This window comes from Serratia bockelmannii, from assembly GCF_051803255.1.
GTDB lineage: Bacteria > Pseudomonadota > Gammaproteobacteria > Enterobacterales > Enterobacteriaceae > Serratia > Serratia bockelmannii.
Window position 1 is genome coordinate 3,684,276 of sequence record NZ_CP196512.1, and the last position, 11,957, is coordinate 3,696,232.

Sequence of the window (11,957 nt, forward strand, 5' to 3'; positions counted from 1 at the left end):
CGTCTGTTCATTCAATACGTTAGCTAGTGCACGCTCACTCGCAGCGCCGCTGCGGTGGCAAACGGTGCCAATGTCACGCTGCCCGCCAGCATCGCACCGAGTATCGCCAGGTAACCGTCAATCGGCATGCCCATCGAGGCGGCGTCGATCGCGCCGGTGGCGAAGATCAGCACCGGGATATACAGCGGCAACACCAGCAGGCTGAGCAGCACGCCCCCTTTGCGCAAGCCGACGGTCAACCCCACGCCGATAGCGCCGATCAGGCTCAGCGTCGGCGTGCCGAGCAGCAGCGTACCCGCCACCGCCAGCCAGGTTTGCATATCGAGCGACAACAGCAGCGCCACCAGCGGCGACAGGATCAGCAGCGGCAATCCCGTCACGACCCAGTGAGCACACACTTTGCCCAGCACCGTCATCGGCAGCGGCGTCGGCAGCAGTAACAGCTGCTCCAGCGAACCGTCGAGAAAGTCGTCGCGAAACAGCCGCTCCAGCGACAGCAGCGAGGCCAGCAGCGCCGCCACCCACACGATGCCCGGCGCAATCCGCGCCAGCAGCTGCGGTTCAGGGCCAATCCCCAGCGGGAACAGCGTGATCACAATCAGGAAAAACCACAGCGGGTTGACGATCTCCGACCCTTTACGGCAGGCGATCTTCAATTCGCGACGCACCAGAGTCAAAAACATCACAAACTCCCCGCGTCGTGTTCCGCCAAACGAATTTTGCCCACCGTTTGGCTGACGCCGGCCAAATCCTGATGCGTGGTCAACAATACCATGCCGCCACGCTGCGCATGTTGTTCAAAAAGGCTAATCAACTCGGCTACGCCCTGTTTATCGATCGCCGTCAAGGGTTCATCGAGGATCCACAGCGGCGCCGCGCTGAGCCACAATCGCGCCAGCGCCACCCGCCGCTGCTGCCCGGCCGAAAGCTGCGCCACCGGCAGATCCTCGTACCCCACCAACCCGACCTGCTCCAGCGCGCGCCAGATGGCCTGATGCTCGGCCGCGCCGCGCACCGCCTGATAAAACTGCAGATTTTCGAAGGGTGTCAATACGGCTTTGATGCCAGGTTGATGGCCGATAAACAGCAAATCTTGCTGATACGCCGCGCGATCGCGCAGCGTGTTGCGCCCGCGCCAGCACACCTCACCGCCGTCCGGCCGCGCCAAACCGGCGAGGATGCGCAGCAAACTGGTCTTGCCCGCGCCGTTCGGCCCTTCTACCTGAATGATATCGCCCGGCTGAACTGAAAAGCTTAGCTCGCTAAACAGGATGCGCTCATCGCGCACGCAACTCAGACTTTTGGCTTCCAGCATCAGGGAACTCATATTTTTCTTTGGGATAGCGAATCATAGCATAAGCCTTTCCCCACACGCAGCCTGCGGCGGGCGCGCCGAGGGGCCAATATGGCGAGCAGGATCAAGAATGCGTGGAAAAAATCGGCGGATTTTAACTCTTGTTACCTTTTTCTGTATTTCGCCGCATTTTGGCCGGGCAACTACGCTTAATGACGTGACCTCACCCTTATTGAGCAGGAGCGACAGCATGAACGACCAGCAACGCCAGCAGCACGAGCCGGATGAGACAATGCAGGTAGAGAGCGAAGAGCAGGAACAGGGCAAACGCGAAATCGAAGTCAGGGAAGAGAATCTGCCGTCACGCGCGGCGGCGGTGCATGAACAGATCCGAATGGAAGGCGAAAAAGAGCTGGAGCGCGACGGGCTGGCGCTGCTGTGGTCGGCGATTGCCGCCGGGCTGTCGATGGGCGCCTCGCTGGCGGCGAAAGGCATTTTCCACGCCCGCTTGCCGGACGATCCCAGCCGCTTTTTCATTGAGAACCTCGGCTACACCTTCGGTTTTATCATTGTCATCATGGCGCGCCAGCAGCTGTTTACCGAAAACACCGTCACGGCGGTGCTGCCCATTATGCATAAACCCACGCCGCGCAACCTGCTTATCCTGCTGCGCCTGTGGGGCGTGGTGCTGCTCGGCAATCTGATCGGCACCGCGCTGGCGGCGCTGGCGTTTACCCATATGCCGCTGTTCGACGCCGAAACGCGCCGCGCCTTCATCAGCCTGGGCGAAGAGGTGATGCGCCATACGCCGGGAGAAATGTTCGCCAACGGCATCCTGGCCGGCTGGATCATCGCCACCATGGTATGGATGTTCCCGGCCGCCGGCGCGGCGAAAATTTGGGTGATCGTGTTGATGACCTACCTGGTGGCGATTTGCGATTTGACGCATATCGTGGTCGGCTCGGTGGAGATCCTGTATCTGGTGTTCAACGGCGCGATTGGCTGGCAAGCATTCGTTTATCCGTTCGCCCTGCCGACGCTGGCGGGCAACATCATCGGCGGCACCTTTATCTTTGCGCTGATCAGCCACGCGCAAATCCGCAACGATTTGAGCGCCAAAAATAAGGCGGCGCGCCTGCAAGAGGAAAAACGGCGCCACGGCGGGGAAAAACCGTGATCGCCGTCGGTTAGCCGAGGAAATTTCGGCGCGAACTGGCGAGGTATTGAGCAAACGCGCCGCTAAGCGCTTATTCTGCGGGTAAAAAAAGGTATAATGCCCCGGCAGCTTCGGTTGCCGGTCCGCAGCGTCCCCGTAGTTAAACGGATATAACAAGCCCCTCCTAAGGGCTAGTTACTGGTTCGATTCCAGTCGGGGACACCATTCTTTCTCATCAAGCCATTCCCCATCATCTGCACCCGCAATCCCCCTTTTCCCTTGTTCAGTCCCGGATTCCTCCAAGCGTTATGATGGGCATTAGTTGAAAAACTTGATATCCGTCGGCGTTGAGACCGTCGCCGCCTCACCTCTGGCCTGCAACTCGCCCGTCTCATCATCGAAATCGAACAGCGTAACGCTATTGGTGAACACATTCGTGACATAGAGGCGGTTGCCGTCGGCATCAAAAGCGAGCGCCCGCGGTTCAATGCCGCCGGCCTCATAGCGCGTCGGCACGCCTGGCAGACCGTCCCTGCCTATTTTAAATACCAGCAGGTGGTTATCGGTACCGCGATGGGTGGCAATAAGATATCTGCCGCTCGGGCTCAGGATAATAGCCCCGCCGCTTTTCTCCTCCGCCGAATCGAGGCCGCCGTTCAGTTTCACTTTCCCTTGCCGCGTCAATCGATGATCGCTGACGGCAAACGCCTCGATCTCGCCCGCCATTTCAGTGATGACATACGCATATTCGCCTTCTGGCGAGAACACCATGTGCCGTGGACCGGCGCCGGGCGCAAAGCCGACATCGCGCGAAGCATCCGCCTGCAGCGGCTGCGCGTTATCCGGGCGATAGCGATAGGCGTGCAACTTATCGCCGCCGAGATCCGCCGCGTACAGGTATTGGCCATCACGGCTGAAGGTGGTGGAGTGCGCATGCCCGCCTTCCTGGCGCCCCTGCACGATGCCGGAGCCGGGTATAAACGGGTAATGCTGCACGCGTTCACCCAATGTGCCGTCGCTGCGAATCGGCAATACCGTCACCCCCGCGCCGCCATTGGCGACGGAGTAGTTGGCGACAAACAGAAACTTGCCGTCCGGGCTGAGTGTGGCATGCGTCGGCTGCTGGCCCGCACTGCTCACCGTATTCAGCACCCGCACGCTGCCTGCGTCGTCTATTGCCAAGGCGGTCACCGTTCCCGCATCCTCTTCATTGGTGACATAGGCGAAACGACCATCGCGAGATTTTGCGATCCATGACGGGCTTTTCATCTTGATAACATTGAGCAGCGTTAACGTGCCGTCGACATTTACCCTCAGACGATAGAGCCCTTCACTGGGGAACGCCGGTTTCTGCACCGTGGGCGCATCCGGAATATGGGTCCAGGTACCGACTAACGCTATTTGTTGAGGCTCCCGATTATTGGCCATCGCATTTCCTGAAAACATGAAGAGGGTTAATGCCAGCATTAATTGAATGACCTGCCAGCCTAAACCGGCAACGTTCACCCAGCCAGACACAGACAACGTTAAAGGTAGCATACCGAAAGCGTAATGGTGTTTATTCATTGAACCGGGGGATTTCTCTACACTCATGATGTCTCCTTTTCTCAACGCTACACCACAGGAATCAGTATATCGACATTAACAACTTCGCTGTTTAAATGCTCGTTTCTATATAGCTCGATAAAAAAGCTTTCCCTCATTTTGACATTAATGGCCGGCAGGTAAGCGTCATAGATGCTTTCAAAAAAATCAATGTACTCAGGCAACGCCCCCATAAAGGGAATAACAATATATTTCCCTCTGGGTATGTAGAAGTTAAAAATAGAGTGGAAAACCTCTTGTTCCTTACCATTTGAATGCCATTTACCCGCTCTGGTTTTTTCCACACCATAAGCTTTTCCATTCTTGCTTAACCATTTTTCATTAGTCTGCGTAATGTCACTGGCATCTCTGTATTTCCTTATGGAATGGAAAATCAATGCTTTGTACTGCTTTAACAACTCAATATCATCCGGCATGACCGTGTGATAAAAATAGGGCTTATTGTCATTGCCATACGGTGGGATCTGGATGGAGAAATCCCATCCCCGGCTGTTTCTAAAGCTGTTGGGCGTTTCGCCAAAGAAACGTTTGAATGCCCGCGTGTAACATTGCTGAGAGGCAAAGCCCGATGCCAAGGCGACATCCAGTATGTTCCCTTGATGTTGTTTAAGCAAAATTGCGGATCGGCTCAGCTTTCTGTGCCTGATATAAGTTCCGAGCGTCATACCAAAATAATGTTTAAACAGCCGTTGCAAATGCCATTTAGAATACCCTGAGATAATAGACACTTTCTCGACGGAAAGCCCCTCTATAATATTCTTCTCCATATACTCTAATACCTGTAAAAGAATATCTTTCCGATAGTCCATGTGCGCTCCCTGCCTTTATAAAAATTGTGTCCTTTTCATTAAAATCGTTAACCAACCAAACCAAGTCATTAAGATTAATCCTAAAAAAAATCACCTTGGCAGCGCCATTTTTGCGGCATAGGAAAAGTCATTACTTAAATAACTGAAAATGATCATGTTATATAAATCCACCCGCAAAAAAACGGCAAAACAAAAACAACCCACATAAAATGCTCCCGTCAAAGATGCATTTACATCTCCAGGGAGAATCACACTTTTTGCCAATTGTTTTATCTTAACGTGTTTTTTTACACTCCACTGGCATGGCCGAATAGGAATTTCATCATCACAAATTAAATCGTGAATTTATTGTTTGGTCGGCTGATAAAATTATTGAACCTAATGCGAAGAAGTAGGAACAATGTCGAGGGAGGATGCGGTGGATAAACGCAAGGCCTTAACCTCGGGCCAGATAATCGCAGAGCTTCATAGCGCGTTTCTTTTTTATCTTTTCCCAACAAAGCAGAATCGATGTTTCAACAAACCTTGTTCGATGCCCTACGTTACCCTCCACGCCAATTGGGGCGCCATTTATGCCTCGCTCTTCCCTCGTAACAGTGCCATGTCTGCATACGCTGTGCTTTGTTGCCACAGCACGGCAAAAAGCCCGGCTCGCCAGGCCGGGCTTTTCATTAACGGACTGATTAATCAGCCAGGTTGTCGATCTCTGCCGATCGGTGCTTGCGCAACAGATACAGCAGCAAAGATACCCGCCGCTCGGTGCGTTCCGGGGTATCCGGCGGCAGGTTGTAGCGCAAGGTGTAGCGCTCGTTGTTCTCGTTGCAAAAATCGATGACGAGCACGGGAGCAGACGCTCCCGCCACTTTTCGATAGTTCAGCGAGATGCACGACAGGTTTTTTCTCATCTCAACTTACCGCGACGGTACGGCGGGTTGATTCGGCAATCCGCCCCACGCCGGCGCTCAGCGCAGCGCCCAACAGCAGTATCAGCAGTGAGCCCCATGCGGCGCGAGACAGTTGTTTGGCCGCTTCATCAGCCGCTTCACGCGCTTTCTGCTCGGCCTCGGCCTTGAGTTTCCCCACTTTCTGCACCGCTTGCTGGTAAGCCTGAGCATAATTATCGACGATTTGGCTCGCTTCATCGCGGCTCTTGCCGGTGCGTGCCGCAACGATATTCACCAACGCATCCTTGTCGGCGGCGCTCAACGTCGGCTCACCGGACTGCTTGACGCGCTCGAACCACTGCTTAAGCTCGGTAGCGGCCTGCGCCGGATCTGCCGCGGCATCCACGGCCGACTGTTTGCCGTCGGCGGTCGCCCTATCGGCCTTCTGTTCCAACCGAGCCGGATCCAATTCCGGCTTGCCGGTCTGCTTGAGCGTGGCGTTCAACTGATTTTCCAGGCTTCCCCAGTCAAGGCTGATGCCCTTTTTATCCAGCTGTTGCTTGAGGCCTTCACCCACGTTTGGCGCTGCCGCCGCCAGGCCGCTGCCCGCCAGTGAGAGCCCTTTACCCACCGCGCTGCCCGCCAGCCCCACCACGCCGCTTGCCAATGAAACCATCAGCCAGGTGGTCAGCAAGGTGGTGATCGCCCAGCTCAGCAGGCCATGCAAACCGCCGCGGTTCGGCGCAGTGCGTCCGGCGACGAACGCGCCGGCGGCCAGCGATGCCAGCGTGGAAACCAGCAGCCAGATCCCGGTGCCGGTGCCAAAGCCGCTCAGCGGATTGCCCTTTTGCATCATATCTACGGCCTGGGCGCCGATCGCCGTGCCCAGCACGCTGAAGATCAGGTAGGTCACCAGCGCTACGGCACTCCCGGCCAATATCGAGCCCCATGACACCTGAAACGCAAAGCGATTTGATTCATAGACAGTGGTCATCGTTGTTCCTTATATTTTCTGGACAAGTGATTGCACGCACGGTGGATAACCGCGCAGACAAATTCAGTCTGCCGCGCGGCGTCGTCGGCCGTCCCGGTTCATTTGCGCCAGAATGCCTAGTGCATTCACACCCTGCGAATACGCACGTTATGCACTAAGCTGCTCAGCGAGTAGCGTAACCCGCGGCCCCGTCAGAGGCCGCTCCCCTTCTGTCTAGCGGAGAGCACATGAACCCATCCGTCCTGGCCAGCGAAACCCACCGCGGCCACCTGCAGCAAATCATCTCCGGCTTGTCCGACGGCGTGATCCTGACGGATACCGATCAAACGCTTCTCTGGGCTAACGAAGCCGCGTTGGCCATGCACGGCGTGAGCCACCAGAAAGCCCTGGGGGCTGATGCCGGCGAGTACGCGGCGCGTTTTGCACTGCGTTATCGCAACAACCACCCGCTGGCGCTGGAACAGTACCCGCTGAGCCGGGTTGCCGATGGCGAAACCTTCACCGATGTGGTGGTGGAGGTTCGGCAGGTCGACGATCCGGAGAGCTTCTGGGTGCACCGCCTGCGGAGCCTGATCATCACCGATGCGCAGGGGCAGCCGGAGCTGCTGGCGCTGATCCTGAGCGACGCAACGGAGTGGGCCAGCGCCGAACAGCGCTTTGAAAAAACCTTCAACGCCAATCCGGCACCGGCGGTCATTTGTCGGCTAAGCGACCTGCGTTACGTCAAGGTCAACCAGGGGTTCCTCGATATGACCGGTTACCAGCGTGAACAGGTCATGGGGCGTTCGGTTTATGAACTCGACGTCTTGGAACAGGCAGAGCACAAAGAGCTGGCGGTTCAGCGCCTGGGGGAAGGTGCCACCATTCCGCAGATGGAGGCCGAGCTGAAACTGCCCGGCGGAGGAAGCAAGCTGGTGGTGGTTGCCGGTCAACCGCTGGATATCAATGAAGACGACTGCATGCTGTTCACGTTTACCGATCTCGAACCCCGGCGCCTGGCGGAATCGGCGCTGCGAGAAAGTGAAGAGCGGTTCGCCAAGGCATTTCGCCTGAGCCCGGTGCCGACGTTGGTGTGTACCGCAGACGAGCGGCGCGTGCTGGACGTCAACGAAGCGTTCACCCGCACCACCGAGTACGACGCCGAAGCGTTGATCGGCAAAACGGTCGATGAGATCCAGTTTATTGACGATCCCGAGGCGAACCGCCGTTTGTTTGCCGCACTGGAAAAAAGCGGCAACGTCGAAGGGTTGGATATCCAGGTGCGAAAGAAAGGGAGCGAGCTAATCGACTGCGTGGCCTCGGCGGATGCCGTCAGTATCCATAATGCGCCCTGCTACCTGTTGGTGCTCATGGACATTACCGAGCGTAAACGATCGGAGCTGGAGCTGGTGAATGCCATCGAAGAAGTGATGCAGGATGCCTCGTGGTTCAGCCAAACTTTGATCGAAAAACTGGCCAACGTAAAAAGCATCAACCGGCCCGACCAGGCTGGATTCACCGCCAGCGACCTCACGCCGCGCGAGCGCGATGTGCTGGAATTGATTTGCGAGGGGCTGCCGGACAAGAAAATCGCGGCGCGTCTCAATCTGGCGCTCAACACCATCCGCAATCATGTCGCGACGGTCTATTCCAAACTCGGCGTGCACAGCCGCAGCGAAGCCATCGTCTGGGCCAGAGAGCGCGGGCTGTTTACCGGCGGAGCGGCCTCCAGGAATGGCAAGTAGCCTGCAAATGCACTACCCGCACCGATGCAAACGCCCCTTATGAGCGCAGAGTGAAGTGCATAACATGGCGGTGCAAATGCAGGCTTTCGCTCTGTGCGAACGCCAAACGGATCGAACCTTAGGAGCACATCATAATGAACAGCGAAAAAGCCAATGGCATGATGGACAAAGTGGCGGGCAAAGCGCAGGAAATCGCAGGCGACGTCAGCGGTAACGAACGTTGGCAGGCCGAAGGCGTCACGCGCCAGGCAGTGGGCGCGCTGCAAGAAAAATACGGCGACGCCCTGAGCTGCGCCGGCAGTATGATGAAGAAAAACCCCCTCGCCGCGTTGGCACTCGTTGCCGGCGCAGGTTTGTTGGCCGGCCTGCTGCTGCGTCGCCGTTGATTAGCGCCGACGATCAACCTGCTTTTCCCTGAATGTTGTGCCCGGTGGGTAACCACTGGGCACGGTTCTCTGGCCAGGCGGGGCTCAGCGTTATCGATTGCTACCTCCATCTCGTTGGCATCCGGGCTTAACGCGTACTCAACGTCGCCATGCGACGGATGATTATGGCGAAACCGTTATATCCCGCAGGGAATATGAGCTTTTATCGTTCAGGATGCGGTACACCGCCTTTACTCGCTGCTTAACGGCACCTCTTTTTATTATATTCGTCCTATTGCTGATTATCATCGCCTCCACCGTCTGTTATTTCCGGTTGTTATGCAATTCTCTTCAACATATCGAAATCCCTCGGTATAAAAACCGAATAGATCAATCAGGCTGGGTTTATCCTCCGCGCCATTAAATGTTAATATTGCCAGATTGTGCGCACGGAGAAATAGCATGTTCCCCAGTAAAAAACATTCACAGCGGGCGACCCCGCTGACCAGCTATCAATTTTCCCGGCTGCATACTTTTGAATGCGTCGCCCGCCATTTATCTTTTGCGCTGGCGGCGCAAGAATTGTCGATCACCCCCAGCGCCGTAAGCCACCGCATTAATTTGCTCGAAAAGGAATTGGGCTTTCTGCTGTTTCAGCGCTTTCATCGCAGAATTACCCTGACGCCGGAGGGCGAGCGCATGCAATGGGCGCTGAACAGTTCCTTCAACACCTTGAATCAGGAAATTCTGGACATTAAAAATCGCGAGTTGACGGGAACATTGACCCTCTACTCACACCCGTCCCTGGTGCAATGTCTGCTGCTGCCGCGCATCGGCGACTTTATCGCCCAGCACCCCACCATTCACCTCAACATTTTGACCGGGCAGGAAATCATCAACCTGGCCAACCGCGGCGTGGACCTGGCGATGTACTTCGGCAAACTGCCCTCGGGGCGGCATCTGGACGAGGCCTTTATGCAGGAATCGATGGTGCCGATTTGCACGCCGCAGTACGCCGCTGCACATAACCTGTACGATGCGCCGGAAAACCTGGCTCACTGTACGCTGCTGCACGATCGCTACAACTCCGGCGAAGATGAGTGGCAAACCTGGTCACAACACTTTGCGTTGGGGCTGGATACCGACAGTAAAAGCATGGAGTTCGACCGTTCCGATCTCGCGGTACTGGCCGCCACGCGGCACCTTGGCGTCGCCATGGGGCGGCTTAATCTGGTGCAGGACTGGATAAAAAGCGGCGAACTGATCATTCCGTTCACCAACATGACCGTGCCCTGTGAGCACTGCTATTTTACCTCGACCATTTCCGAACGGCAGTGGCCCAAGATCCTCGCGTTTAAGCAGTGGATCATGAAAATCTCCCCTCTGGTCTGATGGCCAGAGGGTTAGCGCTCTACTTTGGGGGAATAAGAAAAATGCAGCGCGCAGGCGTAGAGCCGGCCGGCCTTTGAATAAGAAATATATTTGCGAATTTTATCCCAGGTCAGCAGGGAATTATTGGCAAAATAATAAACCTCCACTTGCATCCCATTCGCCAACCTCGACCAGCCTCGGCTTCTTATCACGGTAAAATCACCGTTATCGCTGAGCGTAATCAGCGGCACGCCCCAAGCATAGCGGGATATTTGCAACTGAATAATGAATTGGCTTTCGCAGCTTATTTGGTAGTTCTGTACATCAACATCCATAATTTATATTTTTGGTGCCACCCTTCGGTCAAAATAAAGAAGATATGAACAACTCACCACGATTAACCCCAGCACGATCAGCACGGCACCCAATACAAACTCAATTTGCAGTGGTTCGCCGAGAATGGCGACCCCCGCCAGGATGCCGAATACCGGCGTCATAAAGGTGAGAATGCCCAGCGAGGAAGCCTGATAACGGCGCAGCAGTGAAAACCAGATCAGGTAGCTGAAGAACGACACGATCAGCGTTTGGAACAGCAGGCTGCACCAGGCCACCGGGCTCAGGACGACGTGCAAATTGCCCGTCGCTATCGCCAGCAGCGACAGCAGCACGCAGGCGCCCGTCAACTGGAATAACAACGTCTGTTTGGCCGGGCACTCCGCCAGACGCGTGGTACGGATCACCAGGGTAGAACCGCCCCAGGCGATCCCCGCCAGCAGGCCATAGAAATCGCCTTTCAGCCGATCGGCTCCGCCACTTCCGTCAGCCATGCCCGATATGGCCAGCACCACGCCGCCAAAGGCGATGAGCATGCCCAGCCACTGCACCGGCGACAGACGCTCCTGAGGAAGGAGAAAATGCAGACCGAGGGCGGAAAATAGCGGCGCGGTGTACAAAAACACCGCCATATGCGAGGCGCTGGTGTAGCGCAGCCCTTCGGAGACAAAAAAGAACTCCAGCGCGAACAATGCCCCTACGCTCAAACCGGCGCTCAGCGTGGCGCGATCCCAGGTGAAACACTCGCCGCGGCAACGCGCCAACAGGTATACCCCCAGCGCGGCGAGGCCCGAGCGAATGGCAATTTGCAGCACCGCCGACACATCCTGCTCGGCGGCCTTGATCGCCACCTGCTGCATCCCCCAGATGGCGCAAAGCAGCACCATGGCGGCGGCGGCCCTGCCGTCAATACCGACTCTTGCATTCATAATAGAATTCTCGCCACCGTTGAAATAATCACAGGCCACCGTAGAATTATTCTTTATACACCACGATTTCCTGATAAAGTTTAATAACCTCACCATCGCTGTCGACGGAGTCGGTATATTCAGTTTGCTGCGCTAAATGAATCACCCGCCATCCTTTACGCGCCAATTCCGGGATCGTCAGGCGCCCCACGCCGCGGCAGGTAAACAGGGTATCGTCAGATAACCTGAGTTTGCTAACCTCTGCATAATCATAAGCTTGAGAATGGCAAACGTGCGACTCCGCCGCCAGCGCCGGTAATGAAAACAGCCCCACCAACAACATTAATAGATTTCTCATGGCGACCTCCCAATCGCTTATTCCTGCCGACCGATTACGCAGAAGAAGGCAAACGTTAATACGGCGGTGACAGGCTGAAATTAATTATCTCTTGCACGACTAAAATTACAGGCTGACGCCAATGACTGACAAATGAAAAATATAAACCTTGGCGTT

General features: G+C 55.9%; 13 protein-coding genes and 1 tRNA gene. 5 read left to right on the plus strand and 9 right to left on the minus strand.

All coding sequences use genetic code 11. The annotated features are described in order from the left end of the window. Positions 1 to 23: 23 nt before the first annotated feature. Both ccmB and ccmA read right to left on the minus strand, forming a co-directional pair. Entirely contained in the window at positions 24 to 683 is a 660-nt protein-coding gene (gene ccmB, locus ACSJLU_RS17555; protein WP_025303731.1) for a heme exporter protein CcmB, read from the minus strand. Then, positions 683 to 1,315 carry a cytochrome c biogenesis heme-transporting ATPase CcmA gene (gene ccmA, locus ACSJLU_RS17560; protein WP_015378626.1) on the minus strand — a complete coding sequence of 211 codons (633 nt, stop codon included), beginning with the start codon at positions 1,313 to 1,315 and terminating at the stop codon, positions 683 to 685. Before ccmA ends, ccmB begins: the two co-directional genes overlap by 1 nt. A 229-nt stretch (positions 1,316 to 1,544) precedes the next feature. Here ccmA and ACSJLU_RS17565 point away from each other — a divergent pair, with 229 nt between their 5' ends. Then, complete coding sequence (locus ACSJLU_RS17565; protein WP_049207362.1) at positions 1,545 to 2,471, plus strand: formate/nitrite transporter family protein; 927 nt, start codon at positions 1,545 to 1,547, stop codon at positions 2,469 to 2,471. Between the two features lie 129 nt (positions 2,472 to 2,600). Further along, positions 2,601 to 2,675: transfer RNA gene (locus tag ACSJLU_RS17570), tRNA-Arg, on the plus strand. Positions 2,676 to 2,768: 93 nt separating this feature from the next. Here the strand turns inward: ACSJLU_RS17570 and ACSJLU_RS17575 are convergent. From ACSJLU_RS17575 to ACSJLU_RS17590, 4 genes are all read right to left on the minus strand, one after another. After that, positions 2,769 to 4,043: a lactonase family protein gene (locus ACSJLU_RS17575; protein ID WP_226905687.1), complete on the minus strand. Its 1,275-nt coding sequence runs from the start codon at positions 4,041 to 4,043 to the stop codon at positions 2,769 to 2,771. 20 nt (positions 4,044 to 4,063) lie between these two features. Next, positions 4,064 to 4,864: a helix-turn-helix domain-containing protein gene (locus ACSJLU_RS17580; RefSeq protein WP_049207364.1), complete on the minus strand. Its 801-nt coding sequence runs from the start codon at positions 4,862 to 4,864 to the stop codon at positions 4,064 to 4,066. A 683-nt stretch (positions 4,865 to 5,547) separates the two neighbouring features. Further along, positions 5,548 to 5,706, minus strand: a complete 159-nt coding sequence (locus ACSJLU_RS17585; RefSeq protein WP_230201404.1) for a hypothetical protein — start codon at positions 5,704 to 5,706, stop codon at positions 5,548 to 5,550. A gap of 64 nt (positions 5,707 to 5,770) precedes the next feature. Further along, the gene (locus ACSJLU_RS17590; protein ID WP_342096465.1) at positions 5,771 to 6,742 is read right to left on the minus strand and encodes a hypothetical protein; all 972 of its coding nucleotides are present in this window, start codon (positions 6,740 to 6,742) and stop codon (positions 5,771 to 5,773) included. 227 nt (positions 6,743 to 6,969) lie between these two features. Between ACSJLU_RS17590 and ACSJLU_RS17595 the strand changes: the two genes are divergently transcribed. From ACSJLU_RS17595 to dsdC, 3 genes are all read left to right on the plus strand, one after another. After that, entirely contained in the window at positions 6,970 to 8,466 is a 1,497-nt protein-coding gene (locus ACSJLU_RS17595) for a helix-turn-helix transcriptional regulator (protein WP_043140220.1), read from the plus strand. 134 nt (positions 8,467 to 8,600) lie between these two features. Continuing rightward, on the plus strand, positions 8,601 to 8,852 hold the full coding sequence (locus ACSJLU_RS17600; protein ID WP_025303738.1) for a CsbD family protein: 252 nt from the start codon (positions 8,601 to 8,603) through the stop codon (positions 8,850 to 8,852). A gap of 441 nt (positions 8,853 to 9,293) precedes the next feature. After that, positions 9,294 to 10,223, plus strand: coding sequence for a DNA-binding transcriptional regulator DsdC (gene dsdC, locus ACSJLU_RS17605; RefSeq protein WP_261439225.1), 930 nt, complete (start codon positions 9,294 to 9,296; stop codon positions 10,221 to 10,223). Positions 10,224 to 10,234: 11 nt separating this feature from the next. On the opposite strand, the gene ACSJLU_RS17610 is transcribed toward dsdC, so the two are convergent. Genes ACSJLU_RS17610 through ACSJLU_RS17620 form a run of 3 tightly spaced genes read right to left on the minus strand, consistent with a single transcriptional unit; the run spans position 10,235 to position 11,801 of the window. Next, positions 10,235 to 10,537 (minus strand): hypothetical protein, encoded by a 303-nt coding sequence (locus tag ACSJLU_RS17610; protein WP_043140224.1) that lies wholly within the window; start codon positions 10,535 to 10,537, stop codon positions 10,235 to 10,237. A gap of 3 nt (positions 10,538 to 10,540) precedes the next feature. Beyond that, on the minus strand, positions 10,541 to 11,464 hold the full coding sequence (locus ACSJLU_RS17615) for a DMT family transporter (RefSeq protein WP_148123880.1): 924 nt from the start codon (positions 11,462 to 11,464) through the stop codon (positions 10,541 to 10,543). Between the two features lie 46 nt (positions 11,465 to 11,510). Further along, positions 11,511 to 11,801: a hypothetical protein gene (locus ACSJLU_RS17620; RefSeq protein ID WP_043140228.1), complete on the minus strand. Its 291-nt coding sequence runs from the start codon at positions 11,799 to 11,801 to the stop codon at positions 11,511 to 11,513. Between the last annotated feature and the right edge of the window lie 156 nt (positions 11,802 to 11,957).